Origin of the sequence: Pseudomonas sp. CFBP 13719 (assembly GCF_014842095.1) — a bacterium.
Taxonomy (GTDB): Bacteria; Pseudomonadota; Gammaproteobacteria; order Pseudomonadales; family Pseudomonadaceae; genus Aquipseudomonas.
On the sequence record NZ_JACYVB010000012.1, the window covers coordinates 107,460 to 128,430 of the forward strand.

At 61.5% G+C, this 20,971-nt stretch carries 18 protein-coding genes and 1 pseudogene; 11 read left to right on the forward strand and 8 right to left on the reverse strand.

Annotated elements, in window-relative coordinates:
* Positions 1-207: 207 nt before the first annotated feature.
* The 5 genes from IFT57_RS25285 to dksA all read right to left on the reverse strand — a co-directional run bounded on the left by IFT57_RS25285 (position 208) and on the right by dksA (position 6,266).
* Positions 208-1,641, reverse strand: a complete 1,434-nt coding sequence (locus IFT57_RS25285; protein WP_122800109.1) for a sigma-54-dependent transcriptional regulator — start codon at positions 1,639-1,641, stop codon at positions 208-210.
* A 22-nt stretch (positions 1,642-1,663) separates the two neighbouring features.
* Entirely contained in the window at positions 1,664-4,618 is a 2,955-nt protein-coding gene (locus IFT57_RS25290; protein ID WP_192153059.1) for a sensor histidine kinase, read from the reverse strand.
* Complete coding sequence (locus tag IFT57_RS25295; RefSeq protein WP_003250005.1) at positions 4,602-4,778, reverse strand: hypothetical protein; 177 nt, start codon at positions 4,776-4,778, stop codon at positions 4,602-4,604. The genes IFT57_RS25290 and IFT57_RS25295 overlap by 17 nt, the downstream gene beginning before the upstream one ends.
* 92 nt (positions 4,779-4,870) lie before the next feature.
* On the reverse strand, positions 4,871-5,758 hold the full coding sequence (gene gluQRS, locus IFT57_RS25300; protein WP_192153060.1) for a tRNA glutamyl-Q(34) synthetase GluQRS: 888 nt from the start codon (positions 5,756-5,758) through the stop codon (positions 4,871-4,873).
* 64 nt (positions 5,759-5,822) lie between these two features.
* Positions 5,823-6,266: an RNA polymerase-binding protein DksA gene (gene dksA, locus IFT57_RS25305; protein WP_122480168.1), complete on the reverse strand. Its 444-nt coding sequence runs from the start codon at positions 6,264-6,266 to the stop codon at positions 5,823-5,825.
* 243 nt (positions 6,267-6,509) lie between these two features.
* On the opposite strand from dksA, the gene IFT57_RS25310 reads away from it, so the two are divergent.
* Positions 6,510-7,685 (forward strand): pyridoxal phosphate-dependent aminotransferase, encoded by a 1,176-nt coding sequence (locus IFT57_RS25310; protein ID WP_192153061.1) that lies wholly within the window; start codon positions 6,510-6,512, stop codon positions 7,683-7,685.
* Positions 7,682-8,395 carry a DNA/RNA nuclease SfsA gene (sfsA, locus tag IFT57_RS25315; RefSeq protein ID WP_192153062.1) on the forward strand — a complete coding sequence of 238 codons (714 nt, stop codon included), beginning with the start codon at positions 7,682-7,684 and terminating at the stop codon, positions 8,393-8,395. Before IFT57_RS25310 ends, sfsA begins: the two co-directional genes overlap by 4 nt.
* 214 nt (positions 8,396-8,609) lie before the next feature.
* Here the strand turns inward: sfsA and IFT57_RS25320 are convergent, their stop codons facing one another.
* Together IFT57_RS25320 and IFT57_RS25325 are read right to left on the reverse strand one after the other, a co-directional pair.
* Positions 8,610-8,882, reverse strand: a complete 273-nt coding sequence (locus tag IFT57_RS25320; protein WP_192153063.1) for a TfoX/Sxy family protein — start codon at positions 8,880-8,882, stop codon at positions 8,610-8,612.
* Between the two features lie 125 nt (positions 8,883-9,007).
* Positions 9,008-10,552, reverse strand: coding sequence for an AAA family ATPase (locus tag IFT57_RS25325; protein WP_192153064.1), 1,545 nt, complete (start codon positions 10,550-10,552; stop codon positions 9,008-9,010).
* Between the two features lie 119 nt (positions 10,553-10,671).
* Between IFT57_RS25325 and mrcB the strand changes: the two genes are divergently transcribed.
* The 3 genes from mrcB to IFT57_RS25340 are packed head-to-tail and all read left to right on the forward strand — an operon-like array spanning position 10,672 to position 14,108.
* Positions 10,672-12,996, forward strand: a complete 2,325-nt coding sequence (mrcB, locus tag IFT57_RS25330; RefSeq protein ID WP_122480163.1) for a penicillin-binding protein 1B — start codon at positions 10,672-10,674, stop codon at positions 12,994-12,996.
* Between the two features lie 15 nt (positions 12,997-13,011).
* The gene (locus IFT57_RS25335; protein ID WP_192153065.1) at positions 13,012-13,779 is read left to right on the forward strand and encodes a hypothetical protein; all 768 of its coding nucleotides are present in this window, start codon (positions 13,012-13,014) and stop codon (positions 13,777-13,779) included.
* On the forward strand, positions 13,779-14,108 hold the full coding sequence (locus IFT57_RS25340; protein WP_192153066.1) for a YqcC family protein: 330 nt from the start codon (positions 13,779-13,781) through the stop codon (positions 14,106-14,108). Before IFT57_RS25335 ends, IFT57_RS25340 begins: the two co-directional genes overlap by 1 nt.
* A gap of 4 nt (positions 14,109-14,112) precedes the next feature.
* Here IFT57_RS25340 and IFT57_RS25345 read toward each other — a convergent pair whose 3' ends face one another.
* On the reverse strand, positions 14,113-14,547 hold the full coding sequence (locus tag IFT57_RS25345; RefSeq protein WP_122796320.1) for a DUF4124 domain-containing protein: 435 nt from the start codon (positions 14,545-14,547) through the stop codon (positions 14,113-14,115).
* Between the two features lie 396 nt (positions 14,548-14,943).
* Here IFT57_RS25345 and IFT57_RS25350 point away from each other — a divergent pair, with 396 nt between their 5' ends.
* The 6 genes and pseudogenes from IFT57_RS25350 (at position 14,944) to msrQ (ending at position 20,920) form a co-directional block, all read left to right on the forward strand.
* On the forward strand, positions 14,944-16,668 hold the full coding sequence (locus IFT57_RS25350) for an acetolactate synthase 3 large subunit (RefSeq protein WP_122714852.1): 1,725 nt from the start codon (positions 14,944-14,946) through the stop codon (positions 16,666-16,668).
* Positions 16,669-16,670: 2 nt separating this feature from the next.
* Positions 16,671-17,162 carry an acetolactate synthase small subunit gene (ilvN, locus tag IFT57_RS25355; protein ID WP_043190700.1) on the forward strand — a complete coding sequence of 164 codons (492 nt, stop codon included), beginning with the start codon at positions 16,671-16,673 and terminating at the stop codon, positions 17,160-17,162.
* Positions 17,163-17,209: 47 nt separating this feature from the next.
* Positions 17,210-18,226, forward strand: coding sequence for a ketol-acid reductoisomerase (gene ilvC / locus IFT57_RS25360; protein ID WP_043190697.1), 1,017 nt, complete (start codon positions 17,210-17,212; stop codon positions 18,224-18,226).
* A 146-nt stretch (positions 18,227-18,372) separates the two neighbouring features.
* The gene (gene pssA, locus IFT57_RS25365) at positions 18,373-19,221 is read left to right on the forward strand and encodes a CDP-diacylglycerol--serine O-phosphatidyltransferase (protein ID WP_122480158.1); all 849 of its coding nucleotides are present in this window, start codon (positions 18,373-18,375) and stop codon (positions 19,219-19,221) included.
* A 66-nt stretch (positions 19,222-19,287) separates the two neighbouring features.
* Positions 19,288-20,300, forward strand: a pseudogene (gene msrP / locus IFT57_RS25370) (protein-methionine-sulfoxide reductase catalytic subunit MsrP).
* Entirely contained in the window at positions 20,300-20,920 is a 621-nt protein-coding gene (gene msrQ, locus IFT57_RS25375; protein WP_192153067.1) for a protein-methionine-sulfoxide reductase heme-binding subunit MsrQ, read from the forward strand. Before msrP ends, msrQ begins: the two are co-directional and overlap by 1 nt.
* Positions 20,921-20,971 lie beyond the last annotated feature (51 nt).

Below are 20,971 nucleotides of genomic sequence, written 5' to 3' on the forward strand. Positions count from 1 at the left end.
ACCAGAGATATAGCAGGTCCCATGCCAACTTTTGCAAACCCTTGTAGAGCGGGGCTTTGCGCGTCTGAAGGCGATGATCGAGGGCTGAAATCGACCCTGGATTCGTTACCGATGGAACCGTGTCTTGTTACGTCGCAAGCCTAGGGTAACAGTTTGTCACGGCTACCCGTCAACCCGCGCAAACCCGCGGGCTAGAGCTGAAACGTATCAGCTTTCGCTGGCCACGCTCGACTTGCGCCGTGGGATCCCCAGGCGCTGACGACGCTCCCACAGGCACTTGCGGCTGACGCCCAATTTGCGCGCCAGTTCGGTCTCGGTCATGTGGTCTTGATGCTCCAGCACGAAGTGCTGGAAGTAATCTTCCAGGGAGAGATCTTCGGTAGGATCGTGGGCCGTATTGTTCGCCCCGTTCTGCTGGGAAGGCAGGCCGACGAAGTCGTCAGTGTCCTGCAGGTCGGCCAGTTCGATGTCGATGCCCAGCAACTCGGCCGATATCTCGGTGCTCTCGCTGAGGATCACCGAGCGCTCGACGGCATTTTCCAGTTCGCGCACGTTACCTGGCCACGAATACTGACGAATCGCCTGCTCGGCGTCGGCGGCGAAACGCAGGTCGGTACGTCCGATCCGGGCGCTCTGGCGAATCAGGAACGCCTTGGCAATTTCGCCGACATCGGCGCCGCGCTCGCGCAGGGGGGGTAACTTCAAGGCAATCACGTGCAGTCGGTAGTAGAGGTCCTCGCGAAACTGCCCCAGCTTGGCCAGGCTTTTCAGGTCCCGGTGGGTTGCGGCAATCAGGCGAACGTCGACCTTCTGCGATTGCACCGAACCCACGCGGCGAATCTCGCCTTCCTGCAGCACGCGGAGCAAGCGCGCCTGGGCCTCGAGGGGCAACTCGCCGATCTCGTCGAGAAACAGCGTTCCGCCATCGGCAGCCTCGACCAGCCCGGCGCGTCCGGCGCTCGCGCCGGTGAACGCACCTTTCTCGTGACCGAAGAGTTCGGATTCGATCAATGTTTCCGGGATCGCCGCACAGTTCACCGAGATCATCGGCGCCTTCGCACGTTTGGACAGGTTGTGCAGTGCCCGCGCGACCAGCTCCTTGCCGGTGCCGGACTCACCCTGGATGAGCACGTTCGAATCGGTCGGGGCGACCTTGCGAATCTTGCTGTAGAGGTCCTGCATGGGCGGGCAGGAGCCGATGATACCGATATCGCCATTGGCATTCTGCGCGGCGGGCTTTTCCGCGCCGGCCTTGTTCGCCGGGCGCTCTGCCGCTGCCGCGGGTGCGTTGTGGCGATCGCGCAGGATGCGCGCGGCGGCCTGCAGCATTTCATCGTGGTCGAAGGGCTTGGCGATGTAGTCGACCGCGCCCATTTTCATCGAGTCCACTGCCGAGCGCAGGCTGGCATAGCTGGTCATGATGAGCACCGGTGTGCCCTCGCCCAGCTTGATCAGTTCGGTGCCTGGGGCACCCGGCAGGCGCAGGTCGCTGATGATCAGGTCGAACGATGCGATGCTGAACCGCTCCTGCGCTTCCTGCACGGAGCCGGCCTCACTGACCTGATACTGGTTGCGTTCGAGCAGGCGACGCAGGGCAGATCGAATGATGGTTTCGTCTTCGACGATCAAAATATGCGGCATTGATTCAATTCTCTCGACGGTCTCAGTTCACAGCGGACGTCGCTTCGACATGACGCGGCAATGTCACCCGAATTCGGGTACCGCGCTGGCTCAGGGGATCGGCCGGGCTGTCGATGGTGATCTGTCCATAATGCTCTTCAACGATGGAATAGACCAGAGCGAGCCCCAGTCCGGTTCCTTCGCCCGGGTCCTTGGTAGTGAAGAACGGTTCGAATAACCGATCCATGATGTTCTTGGGAATGCCGCTGCCTTCGTCTTCGACGATGAGGTCGACGGTGTGTTCGCACGCTTCGGTCTTGACCCGCACCGCGCCGCCTGCCACCGAGGCATCTCGGGCGTTGGACAACAGGTTGATCAGCACCTGCGCCAGGCGTTGTGGATCACCCACGGCCCAGTGTTCCGGATCGCACAGGTTGTAGAACTGGATCTCGAAGTTGCGCCTGTTCAGCGCCAACAGGCCGATGGCATCTTGCGCCACCTGGGCCAGGTTGACCGGCTCGTCGCTGTGCTGGTGGCCGCCGGCGTGGGCAAAGCTCATCAGTGACTGGACGATGCGCGACACGCGCTTGGTCTGCTCGAGAATCTGGCTGCTCAGTTCGGTGATCTCGCTGTCTTCCTCGCGCTCCTCGCGCAGGTTCTGCGCCAGGCAGGCGATGCCGGTGATCGGGTTGCCGATCTCGTGGGCCACCCCGGCCGCCAGCCTGCCGATGCTGGCCAGCCGTTCGGAGTGCACCAGCTTGTCTTCGAGCATCTGCGTTTCGGTCAGGTCCTCGACCAACACCACCAGCCCACTGTTGCCCGGCGCGAGCGGCTCGTCGATGGCGGCCTTGTGCAGGTTAAGCCAGCGGGTCTGCCCATCCAGCGCCAGGCGTTGCTTGTGCAGGTGCTCATCTGGCACGTTGATGAAGTCGATCAGCAGGCTGCGCCATGGCTGGCTGATGGTGACCAGGCGCGAGCCGACCACATGCTGGGCGGGCACGCCGGTCAGGTCTTCCATGGCCTTGTTCCACATCAGGATCTCCTGGTCCTTGGCCAGCGAGCAAACGCCCATGGGCAGTTCCTGCAGGGTCTGCCGATGATAGCGACGCAGCGCATCGAGCTCGGCGGCAAGGCCGGTCAGGCGCGAGTGATAATCTTCCAGCCGGCTTTCGATGAAGTGGATGTCCTCGGTGACATAGTTCTCGCTGCCCGATTTATAGGGCAGGAACGTCTCGACCATGTCTTGCGCCACGCTGGGGCCCATGAGCCCGGACAGGTTGGCCTCGATCCGGTCGCGCAGACGCCGCAAGGCGTAGGGTCGGCGCTCGTCGAAGGGCAGGTAGAGGTCGCGCAGGGCCTGTTCCACTTCGCGCTGGGCGGCCTTGGCGCCCAATGGTTTGGCCAGTTGCGTGGCGAACTCCTGGGGCGAGGCGGCATGCAGCTCGCGCCGCTGCGGGCGGCGCACGTTATCCACCGCACACGCCTCGGCAGCACTGACTTCTTCGCTGCTGGCGGCAGTGAACAGCGAGATCAGCGTGAACAGCAGGACGTTGGCAGCCAGCGAAGCGATGGCTGCCATGTGCCAGCTGGTATCGTCGAGCACGTAGATCATGTTCAAGCGCGGAATGTAGAAGCCTTGCAGGTTGCCGATCAGCGGCAGCAGCATGGTCACCAGCCAGACAGCCATGCCGGCCAGCAGACCGGCGATGAATCCGCGTCGGTTGGCGGTGGGCCAGTACAGCACCGACAGCACGCCCGGCAAAAACTGCAGCGTGGCGACAAAGGCGACGATCCCCAGGTGTGCGAGATCCTGCTTGGCGCCCAGCAGCAGGTAGAAGGCATAGCCGGCCATGATGATGGCGACGATCAGCGCCCGGCGTGTCCATTTCAACCAGCGGTAGATGTTGCCTTCGGCCGGCGGCTGATACAGCGGCAGCACCAGGTGGTTGAGCATCATGCCGGACAGCGCCAGGGTGGTGACGATGATCAGCCCGCAGGACGCGGAAAGTCCGCCTACATAAGCCAGCAGCGCCAACGATTTGCTGTTGGCGGCAATGCCGATGCCAAGGGTGAAGAACTCCGGACTGGTCGTCGCGCCCAGGCGCAGGCCGGCCCACAGAATCAGCGGCACGGCGAGACTCATCAGCAGCAGGAACAGCGGCAGCCCCCAACTGGCACTGACCAGCGCACGCGGATTGAGGTTTTCGGTGAAGACCATGTGATACATGTGCGGCATGACGATCGCCGAGGCGAAGAACACCAGCAGCAGCGTGCGCCAAGGCCCCTCCTGCAGCGGCGCATGCAGCGAAGCGAGTGCAGCCTGGTTCTGCAGCAACCATTGCTCCAGATCGTGCGGGCCGTCGAACACTCCGTACAAGGCATACAGGCCGATCCCGCCCAGGGCGATCAGCTTGATGACGGATTCGAAGGCGATGGCAAATACCAGGCCTTCATGTTTCTCGCGGGTGGCGATGTGGCGCGAGCCGAAGAAGATCGTGAACAGCGTGATCAGCACGCAGAAGCTCAACGCCACGCGGTTCTGTACCGGTTCGCGAGTCATGATGCCAATCGAATCGGCCACCGCCTGGATTTGCAGTGCAAGCAGGGGCAGTACGCCGACCAGCATGAACACGGTGGTCAGCGCGCCGGCCCAGGTGCTGCGAAAGCGAAACGCGAAAAGGTCCGCCAGCGACGACAGCTGGTAGGTGCGGGTGACCTTGAGTATTGGATACAGCAACACCGGCGCCAGCAGAAATGCGCCGGAAACCCCCAGGTAGCAGGCCAGAAAACCATAGCCGTACTGATAAGCCAGGCCCACGGTGCCGTAGAACGCCCAGGCGCTCGCGTAGACACCCAGCGACAAGGTGTAGGTCAGCGGATGACGGATGATTGCCCGGGCGATCATGCCGCGCTCGCTGACCCAGGCCACGGCGAACAGCACCAGCAGGTAGGCTGCGCTGACCAGCAGCATCTGGGTAAGGCTAAAGCTCATCGGCATCACGCTGGCTCTGCAGGATAAAGGTCACCACGATCAGAATCAGCCACAGCAGGTAAGGTCGGTACCACGCGCCGGTGGGCTCGATCCACCAGTCCATGATGGCGGGGGAGAACAGGTAGATCCCCACCACCAGAAGCAGGACCAAACGATAGATATACATGCTGGCCTCGGGGTAGGGTAAGTGTGCGAAAACAGTGCGGCGATGGTAGCGGATCGGCGTGTCGCTGCGAAGAGCCGGGCACCAGCCGATCACTACTCCAGCTGCGCTTCTGCCACCGTGCGCACACGGGGAATCGCACCGCTGTCCCAATGCTCCACACCCCAGCGCAACACATCTTCCACACTGCCGTGCGCCAGGTCCGCCTCGGGCCGCTGGCCCAACGCCCGCAGGGCACGCACCAGCAGTGGCGCAGCCTGGTCCGCATCCAGAGGCGGCGACCGGTAGCTTTTGCCCAGCTTGTTGCCATCGGGTTGGATGATCAAGGGAACATGCAGGTAACGCGGCTGCGGCAACCCTAGCAGCTCCTGCAGATACAGATGGCGCGGCGTCGAATCGAGCAGATCGGCACCGCGAACGATGTCGGTCACTCCCTGCCACGCATCGTCCAGCACCACCGCCAATTGATAGGCATACAGGCCGTCGCGACGACGAATGACGAAATCCCCCGACTCGTCTCCCAAATGTTGTGAATACATCCCCTGTACGCGGTCCTCGAATCGATACCGCAGTTCGGGGACGCGCACGCGGATGGCGGCATCCTGCGTGGAATGTCCGGCATTGCGGCACGTGCCGGGGTAGATCCCTCCATAGGGTTCGAGCTGCTTGCGTGAGCAGGTGCAGGCATAAGCCAGTCCCTGTGCCAACAGGCGGTCGATTATCTGTTGGTAGGCCGCATGCCGCTGGCTCTGGTAAACCACCTCGCCATCCCACTGCAACCCGTAGCGTTCCAGGGTCTTGAGGATGGCCGTTTGCGCACCGGCGACTTCCCGGGGCGGGTCCAGGTCCTCCATACGCAGCAGCCAGCGACCACCTGCGGCGCACGCGTCCAGCCATGAGGCCAGGGCGGCCACCAGGGAGCCGAAATGCAGGTAGCCGCTCGGGGTCGGAGCAAAGCGACCTATATAAGGAAGGGTAGTCATGGGTGCGGGATTCTACGGGCAATACAAAAACAAAAGGACGCCGTGGCGTCCCTTTGTCGACAGGTCATTTGCCGACCTGTTTTTCCTTGATTTCCGCCAAGGTCTTGCAGTCGATGCACAGATCGGCGGTCGGGCGCGCCTCGAGACGGCGAATGCCGATCTCGATGCCGCAGGATTCGCACCAGCCGTACTCTTCGTCTTCGATCAACTGCAGCGTCTTGTCGATCTTCTTGATCAGCTTGCGCTCGCGATCGCGCGCGCGCAGTTCGAGGCTGAATTCCTCTTCCTGGCTGGCCCGATCGGCCGGGTCTGGAAAGTTGGCGGCTTCATCCTTCATGTGGTCGACGGTGCGATCCACTTCCTGCATCAAGTCTTGTTTCCACTTGTTCAGGATCTTGGTGAAGTGAGCACGCATCGGCGCGCCCATGTATTCCTCGCCCTTCGTCGCAACGTAGGGAGCGAAGCCGGAAAAGTTGCCAGTACTTTGTTGCTTTTCATTGGTGGGCATGAATCAACCGCCTCTCGCTCTACTAATCCATTGCGCAGGATGATCCCTCTCCGACACCCGCCGGCCCTGCGACTGCAAGCCGGCGAACTTACCAGATCGAACCAGCACGCGCTACTCCCGGTTGTCGTGCCCGGAACGCCTGCGTCGCAGGCACGATCTGGTGGGTTTCGATCGCACGTTCGGCGAAACGTTCGATGCAAAGGTTGGGTAGAATCGGCTTTTTCTTCGTCGCAAGGAATACCCATGGCTCCGCTCTACAGCGCCCGCAGTCGCGCCATCGAACCTTTTCACGTGATGGCGCTGCTGGCCCGTGCCAATGAATTGCAGAGCCAGGGTCATGACGTGATCCACCTGGAAATCGGTGAACCGGACTTCACCACGGCGGCCCCTATCGTTGCCGCCGGGCAGGCCGCATTGGCCGCTGGCCATACCCGCTACACCGCAGCACGAGGGCTGCCGGCGCTGCGCGAGGCCATCGCTGGTTTCTACCGGCAGCGTTACGGCCTGGACATCGACCCGCAGCGCATCATGATCACGCCGGGCGGCTCTGGAGCCTTGCTGCTGGCCGCCAGCCTGCTGGTCGATCCGGGCAAGCACTGGCTCCTGGCAGACCCCGGCTACCCGTGCAATCGGCATTTTCTGCGCTTGGTCGAGGGCGCCGCGCACCTGGTGCCGGTGGGCCCCGAACAGCGCTATCAACTCAACGCCCAACTGGTGGAGCAGCACTGGGACGAGCACAGCGTCGGTGCATTGGTGGCATCGCCTGCCAACCCTACCGGCACGCTCCTGAACAAGGACGAACTTAGCGCATTGAGCCAAGCCGTCAAGGCGCGGCAAGGGCATCTGGTGGTCGACGAGATCTACCACGGCCTGACCTATGGCACGACGGCTACCAGCGTGCTCGAAGTGGACGACGATGCTTTCGTTCTAAATAGTTTTTCCAAGTATTTCGGAATGACCGGATGGCGGCTCGGCTGGTTGGTCGCGCCGCCCCAAGCCATCCCTGAGCTGGAAAAACTGGCGCAGAATCTGTACATCAGCGCACCGAGCATGGCGCAGCATGCAGCATTGGCCTGCTTCGAACCGGCTACGCTGGAGATCTTCGAGCAGCGCCGCGAAGCCTTCGGTCACCGCCGTGACTATTTGTTGCCCGCCTTGCGTGCCCTGGGATTTGGGATTGCGGTGGAACCTGAGGGTGCGTTCTACCTGTATGCCGATATCAGTGCATTCAGCGACGATGCCTTTGCGTTCTGCCAGCATTTCCTGGAAACCGAGCACGTGGCCTTCACGCCCGGCCTGGATTTCGGCCGCTACAAGGCCAGCCACCACGTCCGTTTCGCCTATACCCAAAGTCTCCCGCGGTTGGAGCAGGCTGTCGCGCGAATTGCCCGTGGCCTGCAGAGCTGGCAGGCGCGATGATTTTTTCGCCGGCCTTGGAGCAGGGGCGTCTGATCCAGCGCTACAAACGGTTTCTGGCCGACATCGAACTTGAAAGCGGTGAGCGGATGACTATCCATTGTCCCAACACCGGCTCGATGCTCAACTGCATGATGCCCGGTGGCCGCGTGTGGTTCACCCGCTCCAGCGACCCCAAACGCAAGCTTCCAGGCACGTGGGAGATCGGCGAAACACCTCAGGGTCGCCTGGCATGCATCAATACCGCGCGGGCCAACGCTCTGGTCGAGGAGGCGTTGCACGCAGGTCGCATACCGGAGCTTGCCGGCTTCGTTGCGCTCAAGCGCGAAGTGCCTTACGGCCAAGAGCGGAGCCGTATCGATTTTCGTCTGGATTACCCGGATACCGAAGCGTGGGTTGAAGTGAAGAGTGTGACCCTGGGCTTTGCCGACAGTCGTGTCGCAGCGTTTCCCGACGCTGTCACCCAACGCGGTGCGAAGCACCTGCGCGAGCTGGCCGTATTGGCACGGGGCGGGGTGCGAGCCGTGCAGTTGTATTGCGTCAACCTCGATGGGGTGGACGCTGTACGCCCGGCCACCGAGATCGACCCAGGCTACGCATCGGCATTGCGCCAGGCAGTGGAGGCCGGTGTTGAAGTACTGGCCTATGGTGTGCATCTGGATACACACGAGATTTTCATCGACCGACGCCTGCCGGTGGATCTGCAAGGCTGAGTGGACGGGCCTCCATAAAAGTCGAGGCAAAAAAAGACCCGGCAAAGTGCCGGGTCAATAACCGTGATTAGCCTGATGAGGAGACATCTGAAAGTCCGAACCAAGGGCCTTCCAGAGATCACCAGTCTCGCGACTGGATGTGATAATCATAACGATTCTCATTTGAGAGTCAAGCGTCATGTGCAATTATTTCATCCGCCTGTGGACTGTCGGTCTAGAGCCTGCGCGGAGGCGATAGCGCTTCGACCTGGCTATTGAGACTGTTTTTCTGTTCGCACGACAGCTCACTCCAATGCACATTGAGCAGCGCCCCTTCGATGGCATAAAGAAGCACTTTCGAGGCGCGTAAGCCACGCTGCCGCACCGCGCAGTAAGCCTGCACGGCGCCTGCCCGGCGTAGGTCGGAAGCACTGTGGATGCCGACAGCATGCAGCCATTGAGCGGATGTCTTGCCCAGATTCTTCAGGGCCAGCAGTTCATCGGTCATCAAACCTCCTGGCCTCGGCCAAGCAATGAGCGGGGGACCACGAAGCAGGTGCCAATCTGGCAGTGTAGCGGTGGCAGAGCGGCCTGCCGAACGGCCGATCTGCCTTTGCAAGGCTTGGGAGTGTGTTACAGGCCCGGCAGGCGTTGGCGGATCTGTTCGACCAGTTTGTCCAGGCTGCCGCTTTCGTTGGTTTCCACGCGGCGGGTCTGCAGCAGCTCGGCTTCGCTCAACGGTTCACGACCGGCCTGCTGAGCGTCGATCACCGCCTGAGTCGCATCCGAAGGGTCCTCGGCATGCGCCTGGCGCTGCTGCAACCAGCTGGAGATCACGGCTGCGGGCGCGTTGCAGTCCAGGATCAGGAACGGCACTCCAGTCGATTCGGCGATTCGAGCCGCCGCCGCCCGCTGATCAGCCTTGAGGTAGGTCGCATCGATCACCACCGGCAGGCCGGCGCGCAGTATGTGCTCGGCCAACGCGTGCAGGTGCAGGTAGGTCGCTTCGCTGGTGCTGGCGTCGTACAGGCCCGTTTCGGCGGTCTGGGCACCGAACAGACGTTTGCGCTCCACGTCCGAGCGCAGGCGGATGGCGCCCAGGGCTTCTACCAGACGCAGCGCGACATGGCTCTTGCCCACCGCCGACACGCCGCTGGTAACGGCAAGAAAGCGCGAAGGAATGGCACTGTAGCTTTCCGCCAGGTTCGCGTAGTTGCGGTACTGCCGCAGTGTCGTGGCGCGCTGCACGCCGCTGGCATCCGGCGACATGCTGAACAGGGCCACTTTGGCCCGTACCAGCGCGCGGTAGGCCTTGTAGAAATTGAGCAGCTCGAGCCCCTGGTAATCCCCGGTCAGCTCCAGGTACTGGCTGACGAAGCGCCGTGCCAGGCTTTTCAGTCCCCGGTCTTCGAGGTCCATGGCGAGGAAGCCGATATCGGCATACACATCGGTGAAACGGAAAGGCTCGTTGAACTCGATGCAGTCGAAGATCACCACTTCGCCATCAATGACGGTGGCGTTGCCCAGGTGTATGTCGCCATGGCACTCGCGAATGAAGCCTTCCTGCTTGCGCAGCGCCAGCAGCGGTTCCAGTCGCACGTAACTGCTTTGTGCCCAGGCCTGCAGGGCGTCGAGCTGTGCCAGGTCATCCTTGTCGGAGAGAAACGGCCGGATCTGTTCGAAGTTCTGCTCGACCGGGGCCATTGCTGCCTTCGGCGTGCCGGCCTCGTGTGCCTCCGGCACCACGGGTGCGGCCCGGTGGAAATCGGCAATCTGCCGCGCCAGCGAATCCACGTGCTCCTGGGTCAGCTCACCATTGGCCTGCAGGGTGCTCAGCAGGTTGCCGCCTTCGAATTGGCGCATCTGCAAGGCATACTCGATGGGTGCGCCTTCGCCGCCCAGTCGAGGCGTTTCCGCGCTGCCGGTGATCGGCAGAACCTGCAAGTACAGGTCGGTTGTCAGGCGCTGGTTCAGTCGCAGTTCCTCGGCGCAGAAGTGGGCGCGGGCGGACAGTTCGGTAAAGTCCAGAAAGCCGAAATTCATCGGTTTCTTGATCTTGTAAGCGTAAGGCCCGGTCAGTATCACCCAGGAGATATGCGTCTCGATGACCTGGAACCCTTCCACCGGATGCGGGTACAGGGCCGGGTTTTGCAGGGCGGCGATCAGGGTCTGGCTCACAGGCGATCCTTCATTGGCAGAGGTGATTTCAAGGCGGTCATTATGGCCACTGCCACCGATGATGCAAACCGCCGACGGTCCCTGCCCGCGACAATTCAAAGTGCGTATAATCCGCCGCCATGACTCGAACCCGATCTTCCCGTACCCCCAAAAAACCTCCTTCCGGCGGCTTGCGCACCTGGCTTGGCTGGGGCCTCAAGCTTGGTCTGGTAGGCCTGGTGATCCTGGCCGGCTTTGCCGTCTACCTCGACGCCGTTGTCCAGGAAAAATTCTCCGGCAAGCGCTGGACCATTCCCGCCAAGGTCTACGCACGCCCGCTCGAGCTGTTCGTCGGTCAGAAACTGGCCAAGAATGATTTCCTTACCGAGCTCGATGCGCTCGGCTACCGTCGGCAAACGACCGTCGACGGTCCCGGCACCGCCTCGGTCAGTGGCAACACCGTCGACCTCAATACCCGCGGCTTCCAGTTCTACGAAGGGCTCGAGCAGCCGCAGGCGGTGCGCGTGAAATTTTCCGGCGACTACGTCTCGGAACTGGGTGGCGGCGCAGGCAAGAAGGTCGCGGTGGTGCGTCTGGAGCCGTTGCTGATCGGCGGCCTGTACCCGAAAAACCTCGAAGACCGCATCCTGATCAAGCTCGACCAGGTACCACCTTACCTGCTCGACACACTGGTCACCGTCGAAGATCGCGACTTCTACCACCACTTTGGCGTCTCGCCCAAGTCGATCGCGCGCGCCATCTGGGTCAACACGTCCTCGGGCGCCATGCGCCAGGGCGGCAGTACCCTGACTCAGCAGCTGGTCAAGAACTTCTACTTGACCAACGAGCGCAGCCTGACCCGCAAGCTGACCGAAGCGATGATGGCGGTGCTGCTGGAACTGCACTACGACAAGGGTGAAATCCTTGAGGCCTACCTCAACGAGGTCTTCGTCGGTCAGGACGGCCAGCGCGCCGTGCATGGCTTCGGTCTGGCCAGCCAGTTCTTCTTCAGCCAACCCTTGTCCGAACTCAAGCTGCATCAGGTGGCCTTGCTGGTGGGGATGGTCAAGGGGCCGTCTTCCTATAACCCGCGGCGCAATCCGGAGCGGGCGATGGAACGCCGCAACCTGGTGCTCGATCTGCTCGCCCAGCAGGGCGTGGCAACGCAGGAGGCGGTCGACGCGGCCAAGAAGATGCCGCTGGGCGTGACCAAGCGCGGCAGCTTGGCGGACAGCTCGTTCCCTGGCTTCCTCGACCTGGTCAAGCGCCAGCTGCGCGACGACTACCGCGACGAAGACTTGACCGAAGAAGGTCTGCGGATCTTCACCAGTTTCGACCCTATCCTGCAGACCAAAGCCGAATCGTCGGTCACCGATACCTTCAAGCGCCTGGCCGGGCGCAAGGGGTCGGACGAGGTCGAGGCGGCCATGGTCGTCACCAACCCTGAAAGCGGTGAGGTCCAGGCGCTGGTCGGCAGCCGCGTACCGGGTTTTGCCGGCTTCAACCGGGCGCTCGACGCCGTACGCCCGATTGGCTCGCTGATCAAACCGGCGGTGTACCTGACCGCGCTCGAGCAGCCGAGCAAATACACCCTGACCAGTTGGGTGCAGGACGTACCGTTCTCGGTCAAGGGCGCGGACGGCCAGATCTGGAAGCCACAGAACTACGAACGTACCTCCAATGGCACGGTGTTCCTGTACCAGGGCCTGGCCCATTCCTACAACTTGTCGACGGCCCGATTGGGTCTGGAGCTGGGCGTGCCCAATGTGCTCAAGACCCTCGGCGAACTGGGCGTGCAGGTCGACTGGCCAGCCTACCCGTCGATGTTGCTCGGTGCCGGCGGCTTGTCGCCCATGCAGGTGGCGACCATGTACCAAACCCTGGCCAACGGCGGTTTCAATACGCCGATGCGCGGCATTCGCAGTGTCCTGACTGCCGAAGGCGAACCGCTCAAGCGCTACCCATTCCAGATCCAGCAGCGCTTCGATCCTGCGTCCATCTACCTGATCCAGAATGCCATGCAGCGCGTGATGCGCGAAGGTACCGGACGTTCGGTCTACAACGTGCTGCCAAGCAGCCTGAACCTGGCCGGCAAGACCGGCACCAGCAACGACTCGCGCGACAGCTGGTTCGCCGGCTTCAGCCAGGACGTGCTGGCCGTCGTCTGGCTGGGCCGCGACGACAACGGCAAGACCCCGTTCACCGGTGCCACCGGTGCGCTGCAGGTCTGGACCAGCTTCATGAAGAAAGCCGATCCATTGCCTTTGGATACGCCGGTGCCGGAAAACGTGGTACAGGCCTGGATCGACGCCAAGACCGGACAAGGCTCGGATGCCAGCTGCCCCAACGCTGTGCAGATGCCGTATATTCGTGGCAGCGAACCGACGCCAGGCACCGCATGCGGCGGTGCCAATCCGGCGGCCGACGATTCGGTGATGGATTGGGTCAAAGGCTGGTTGAACTAAGCAAAGGGGAATGAAGTGAACAAGTGGTGGTTTCCTGCCTTGACGGCATTGGCTTTGCTCAACGGTTGCGCCAGCGTGGAGCGTGGCTCCATTCCAGTGGTCGATTCCGGCTCTGCGGTCACCAATGGCGAACGGGTGTCGCGTACCGGCGGCTTCCGCCAGACCACCGTGGTCCGGCCCAAGGCGCAGGCCCAGGCGATCACCGAAGATTCCGGCGTAGTGGTCATGGTCCCGCAGGGTGCAGGCTCGCAGCCGATCCAGAGCTTTCCGGCGCCGGGCAACAGCGCGCCGATCAGCACCGGCCCGATCACATCAGGCCCGATCGTGCCCGGCCCGAGCAGCTCGGCCCCGGCCTATGCCCCGCCGGCGCCCAACACGACCTACAACATGCCGGCCAGCGCTCCAAGCGGGATTCCGCGTGCCAGCGGCAACAGCGCCGGCCTGTCCGCCGATGAGCAGTTGGACGGGCCGGTGCTTGCCCTGTTGACCACGGCCCAGCAACAGCAGGGCGGTGGCGACTTGAACGGTGCGTCATCGAGCCTGGAGCGTGCACAGCGGATCGCACCGCGCGAACCGCAGGTTCTGTACAAGCTGGCTCAGGTGCGCCTGGCCCAGGGTGATGCAGCCCAGGCCGAGCAACTGGCCCGTCGGGCGCTGACCTATGCCAATGGCCGTCCGGATCTGCAGGCGAGCCTGTGGAACACCATTGCCCAGTCGCGCGACAAGCAGGGTGATGCCGCGGGGGCCAATCTGGCCCGTCAGAAAGCCAAGAGCGCGTCTTGATGGATAGTCGTTTCCTGGCGATTGCCGAGCATCTGCTGTTGATCGAACGCGAGCTGCGCGAGCAGGGGTGGTGGCAGGACGTGCCACCCAGCGCCGAAGCGCTCTCCAGTGTCGAGCCGTTCAGCGTCGACACCCTGGATTTCGATCAGTGGCTGCAGTGGATCTTCCTGCCGCGCATGAAAACCATCATCGAGCAGGACCTGCCATTGCCCAGCGCTTCGGGCATCCTGGCGATGGCCGAAACGGTCTATGTCGATCGCGCCGAGCAGAGCCGCGGCCTGCGCGCCAGCCTGGCGCGTTTCGACGAATTGATCGGCCAGGTGCGCTAGCCCTTCAGGTGCACTGCTCGTCGATCACCTTGCGCACTTCCTCGATCCTCGCCTGACGCTCCTGCTCTGTCAGGCGCTTGGCCTCGCCGTTGACCTGCTGAAGCACCCGCGGATTGTTCTTGAGTTGCGCCAGGTTGGTCCTGACGCCGGTACAGAATTCGTTGCGCCGCGCTGTCTCGTCGGCAACCTGCGACTTCACTTTGCGGTCGATCCTGCGTTGCTCGGCCTCGCCGCTGGCTTTCATCACCGCTTCGTTGGAGATCGGCTCGGGCGGGGTCACCGGCTTCACACCTTCCACGGCAGTCGCCTCGACACCGTTGGGCGGTCGTGCATCAAAATGCGTCACGCCCTGGCTATCGACCCATTTGTAGATTTGTCCCGCCATCACCAGTGGCGACAGGGCAAGCAGGAGGAAACTTGCGGCAACGGTTGAACGCATGGCGCCTTCTCTGAGGGTTGGTTACGCATGAAACTACCATAGCCTGACGACTCGGCAGGGTTTATTGCGCCGTTTGGGTGCAGGTGCGCAATAAAATGCACGCATCGCTTGACTTGCAGCAGACGAATCACAACAATCGAAAGTCCGCTGTACAGGGACTGCCAGAAGCAGGCCCACACAGCAGAGCACAGGCGCACACCAGCGCCGACCCGTTATACCCGCAACGCGTTACCTCGCGCTGGGTGGGAAAAACCCGTGACACTTGGGTACTCCCAATACTTGCTCAGTCAGTGCTGACGTACGTCGGCGACCACCGTCGCTCATGCTCTGCTGGCAGTAAACCTATTAAGACCCGTTCCCATGGAGCGGTATTCTGGCGTTTTAGAGGTGAACAACGTGGAGCTTTTATCTGGCGCTGAAATGGTCGTCCGCTTCTTGCGCGACGAAGGCGTTAAGCACATCTACGGGTACCCCGGCGGTGCCCTTCTGCATGTATACGACGCCCTGTTCAAGGAGCCTGCGGTCGAGCACGTGCTGGTCCGTCACGAGCAGGCGGCTACTCATATGGCCGACGGCTATGCCCGTGCCACCGGCAAGGCCGGCGTCGTGCTGGTGACGTCCGGCCCGGGCGCCACCAACGCAATCACGGGTATCGCCACTGCCTACATGGACTCCATTCCGATGGTGATCCTGTCTGGTCAGGTGGCCAGTACGCTGGTCGGCACCGACGCGTTCCAGGAAACCGACATGATCGGCATCTCCCGACCTATCGTGAAGCACAGCTTCATGATCAAGCACGCCTCGGAGATCCCCGAAGTCCTGAAAAAGGCCTTCTACCTGGCCCAGTCCGGTCGGCCAGGCCCGGTCGTGGTCGATATCCCCAAGGACATGACCAACCCGGCCGAGAAATTCGAATACGTCTATCCCAAGAAAGCCAAGCTGCGCTCCTACAGCCCGGCGGTCCGTGGCCATTCCGGACAGATTCGCAAGGCTGTGGAAATGTTGCTGGCGGCCAAGCGCCCGGTCATGTACGCCGGTGGCGGTGTCATCCTCGGCGGAGCCTCCGGCGCCTTGACCGAGCTGGCACAGATTCTCGACCTGCCGGTCACCAACACGCTGATGGGGTTGGGCGCCTATCCAGGCATGGATCGTCAGTTCGTCGGCATGCTCGGCATGCACGGCAGCTACACCGCCAACCTGGCCATGCACCACGCCGATGTGATCCTTGCCGTAGGCGCGCGCTTCGACGATCGGGTGATCAACGGTGCAGCGAAATTCTGCCCCAATGCCAAGATCATCCACATTGACATCGACCCGGCTTCGATCTCCAAGACCATCAAGGCGGACGTGCCCATCGTCGGTCCGGTCGACAGCGTTCTGACCGAAATGCTCGCCACCCTCAAGGACATCGGTGAAACCCCGAACAAGGACACCGTTGCCAGTTGGTGGAAGCAGGTCGAGGAGTGGCGTGGCGAAAACGGCCTGTTCCCCTACGACAAGGGCGATGGCTCCAAGATCAAGCCGCAGAAGGTCATCGAGACGCTGTGCGAGGTCACCCAGGGCGACGCCTACGTCACTTCGGATGTCGGCCAGCACCAGATGTTCGCGGCCCAGTACTACCTGTTCAACAAGCCCAATCGCTGGATCAACTCCGGTGGTTTGGGCACCATGGGCTTCGGTTTTCCGGCGGCCATGGGCGTCAAGATGAGCTTCCCCGAGGCCCACGTTGCCTGCGTGACCGGGGAGGGCAGCATCCAGATGAACATTCAGGAACTGTCCACCTGCCTGCAGTACGGCTTGCCGGTCAAGATCATCCTGCTCAACAACGGTGTGCTCGGCATGGTGCGCCAGTGGCAGGACATGAGCTACGGTGGTCGCCATTCGCATTCCTACGTCGAATCCCTGCCCGACTTCGTCAAGCTGGTCGAAGCGTATGGCCACGTCGGCATGCGCATTACCGATCTCAAGGATCTCAAGCCGAAAATGGAAGAAGCCTTCGCCATGACCGACCGCCTGGTGTTCCTCGACATTCAGGTCGACGTCGGCGAGCACGTCTATCCGATGCAGATCAAGGACGGCTCGATGCGCGACATGTGGCTCAGCAAGACGGAGCGGACTTAATCATGCGGCACATCATTTCGCTTTTGCTCGAGAACGAACCCGGCGCCTTGTCGCGCGTGGTAGGGCTGTTCTCGCAGCGCAACTACAACATCGAAAGCCTGACCGTGGCGCCCACCGAAGACCCGACCCTGTCGCGCCTGACGTTGACCACGGTAGGGCAGGATGAAGTGATCGAACAGATCACGAAAAACCTCAACAAGTTGATCGAGGTGGTCAAGCTGGTAGACCTGTCGGAAAGCGCGCACATCGAACGCGAGCTGATGCTGGTCAAGGTCAAGGCCACTGGCGCCCAACGCGCCGAGATCAAACGCACCACGGACATCTTCCGCGGGCAGATCGTTGATGTCAGCAGTAGCGTCTACACCGTTCAGCTGACGGGCACCAGCGACAAGCTGGATAGCTTCCTGCAGTCTATCGGCACCGCCTCGATTCTCGAAACCGTGCGCAGTGGCGTGACCGGTATCGCTCGTGGCGACAAAGTGCTGAGCATCTAACTCAATTAGCGACCGGCCGAAACGGCCTAGATAACAGGTGATATTCAATGAAAGTTTACTACGACAAAGATTGCGACCTCTCGATCATCCAGGGCAAGAAAGTAGCCATCATCGGCTACGGCTCCCAGGGTCACGCCCAGGCGTGCAACCTGAAGGATTCGGGCGTCGACGTCACCGTGGGCCTGCGCAAGGGCTCGGCTACTGTCGCCAAGGCCGAGGCCCATGGCTTGAAAGTAGCCGACGTCGCCACTGCCGTTGCCGGTGCCGACCTGGTCATGATCCTGACCCCGGACGAATTCCAGTCCCAGCTGTACAAGAACGAAGTCGAGCCCAACATCAAGCAGGGCGCAACCCTGGCCTTCTCCCATGGCTTCGCCATTCACTACAACCAGGTCGTGCCGCGCGCTGACCTGGACGTGATCATGATCGCGCCCAAGGCGCCGGGTCACACCGTACGTACCGAGTTCGTCAAGGGCGGCGGTATTCCTGACCTGATCGCCATCTACCAGGATGCGTCGGGCAACGCCAAGAACGTCGCGCTGTCCTACGCTTCGGGCGTGGGCGGCGGCCGTACCGGCATCATCGAAACCACCTTCAAGGACGAGACCGAAACCGACCTGTTCGGCGAGCAGGCCGTTCTCTGTGGCGGCACCGTGGAACTGGTCAAGGCCGGTTTCGAAACCCTGGTCGAAGCCGGCTATGCGCCTGAAATGGCCTACTTCGAGTGCCTGCACGAACTCAAGCTGATCGTCGACCTCATGTACGAAGGCGGTATCGCCAACATGAACTACTCGATTTCCAACAATGCCGAATACGGCGAGTACGTGACCGGCCCTGAAGTCATCAACGCCGAATCGCGTCAGGCCATGCGCAATGCACTCAAGCGCATCCAGGATGGCGAGTACGCCAAGATGTTCATCAACGAAGGCGCTACCAACTACCCTTCGATGACCGCCAAGCGTCGCAACAACGCTGCCCACGGCATCGAAGTCATCGGCGAGCAGCTGCGTTCCATGATGCCTTGGATCGCTGCCAACAAGATCGTCGACAAAGCCAAGAACTGATACAGTTCCAGGCGACAAAAACGCGGCCTCGGCCGCGTTTTTTCGTTATGGTGGCAAGCTTCTGGTATAAAGCGGCAACGTTTTGCGGTCGAACCCTCGACCCAGACGCCTGTCGAAACTTTCCACACCGTTGCAAGGTATTGTCCATGAGCGAACGTCCCGAAGAGCCAAACAAGGCTCCTGACGCCGAAAGCCTCCTGCCGATCGATGAGCATGTCGAAGAAGGGCATGACGCCGAAGGACGTAAAGTCCGGCACCGCGGCATCTATCTCCTGCCCAACCTGTTCACCACGGCAAACCTGTTTGCGGGCTTCTACTCGATCATCAACTCGATCAGTGCCCAGAGCGCCGGCAACGCTGCCGAAGCCAGCAAGTACTTCGCCTACGCTGCCATTGCCATCTTCGTTGCCATGGTGCTCGATAGCCTGGACGGTCGCGTCGCGCGCATGACCAACACCCAGAGCGCCTTTGGTGCGGAATACGACTCCCTGTCCGATATGGTCGCATTCGGTGTTGCACCCGCGCTGCTCGCCTTTGGCTGGGCGCTGGGCGACATGGGCAAGGTCGGCTGGATGGTGGCCTTCATCTACGTCGCGGGTGCGGCACTGCGCCTGGCGCGCTTCAACACCCAGGTCGGCACTGCCGACAAGCGCTACTTCATCGGCCTGGCCAGTCCGGCTGCTGCCGGTGTGGTCGCAGGCCTCGTGTGGGCGTTCAGCGACTACGGCATCCAGGGTTCGAAGATGTCCTTCCTGGTGGCCCTGCTGGTGGCGGCCGCAGGTATGTTGATGGTCAGCAACATCAAGTACAACAGCTTCAAAGAGCTGGATCTCAAGGGCCGTGTGCCCTTCGTAGCGATCCTGGCGGTCGTCCTGGTGTTCGCCGTGGTGTTCAGCGATCCGCCCCGTATTCTGCTGCTGATCTTCCTCGCCTATGCAGCATCCGGCCCGATACAGTATTTGTTACGCATGCGTCGTCACAAAAAAGCCGAGTAAATTCAATTTCACGCATAATCCGTAGTCTCTTGGTATGTTGAACACAGCCAAGGCTACGGAGGCACCATGCTTATCAAGCTATCGCGTGCTTCGGACTGCAAAGAGTCCGAAGTCACCCCCGAATCGATCTATCTCTCGCGTCGCTCGCTCATGGGCGCCACCGCAACAGCCATGGCCGTTTCGGCACTTCCTTCCTGGGCATCCGCTGCCGACCCATCGCGCTATGAAGGCGTCGACGCCGGCAGTGCGCCTGCCTGGTTGAACGACAAGCTGGGTCAAACCCGCTGGGCGCGGTCACCGTGCAAGGCGAGGCGATCACGCCTTTCAAGGATGCCACTCACTACAACAACTTCTATGAGTTCGGCACAGGCAAGGGCGATCCGGCAGCCAATGCCGGTAGCCTGAAGACCGAACCCTGGTCGGTGGTCATAGACGGTGAAGTGGCCAAGCCTGGGCGCTATGCCCTCGAAGACTTCATGAAGCCTTATCAGCTCGAAGAGCGGATCTATCGACTGCGTTGCGTCGAGGCATGGTCCATGGTCATCCCCTGGATCGGCTTTCCCATCTCGGCCTTGCTCAAGCAGGTCGAGCCCACGTCGAAAGCCAAGTACATCCGCTTCGAAACCTTGCAGGATCCCAAGAGCATGCCCGGCCAGCGCTCCGGCTTTGCCTTGATCAACTGGCCGTATGTAGAAGGCTTGCGTCTGGACGAGGCGATGAATCCACTGGCGATCCTTGGGGTAGGCATGTACGGCCGCGAGCTTCCCAACCAGAACGGTGCCCCCTTGCGCCTGGTAGTGCCGTGGAAGTACGGGTTCAAAAGCGTCAAATCCATCGTGCGTATCAGCCTGGTCAGCGAACGGCCAGAGACCACCTGGGAAAACATCGCGCCCAGCGAGTATGGCTTCTATGCCAACGTGAACCCGGAAGTCGACCATCCGCGCTGGACACAGGCGCGTGAGCGGCGTCTGCCCAGCGGGCTGTTCAGCCCCAACGTGCGTGAGACCGCGATGTTCAACGGTTACGCAGAGGAGGTTGCTTCCCTCTATACCGGCATGGATCTGCGGAAGAACTACTGATGCGTTATCCGTTATGGCGTTTGAGTGTGTTCGTGGTGGCGTGCGTATGGCCTTTGTTATGGCTGTACCAAGCCTGGATATTTGCCTTGGGCCCTGATCCAGGCAAGGTGCTGGTCGATCGGCTGGGTTTGGGCACTCTGATACTGGTGATGATCACGCTGTGCATGACGCCTCTGCAGAAGTTGTCTGGCTGGGCGGGCTGGATAGCGGTACGTCGTCAATTGGGCCTGTGGTGTTTTGCCTACGTATGCCTGCACCTGGCGGCCTATCTGTTCTTTGTTCTCGGGCTGGATTGGAGTCAGCTTGGGGTCGAGCTGGTCAAGCGTCCCTACATCATCGTCGGCAGCCTTGCATTCCTTTGCCTGCTGGCGTTGGCCGTGACGTCCAACCGGTACAGCCAGCGTCGGCTGGGTCGACGCTGGAAACAGCTGCACCGTCTGATCTATGTGGTGCTTGGCCTGGGGCTGTTGCACTTCCTCTGGATCGTCCGCGCCGACTTGGAAGAATGGTCCATCTATGCCGCGGCCGGTGCGTTGCTCATGCTGCTTCGCGTACCTGCCATTGCCAGGCGAATTCCCCGAGTAATGGGGCGAAAACCACCCGTTGCCAAAAAGACCTGAAATTACCTGTTGACGCCCCTCTCAATATGTCTATAATTCGCCCCACTTCCG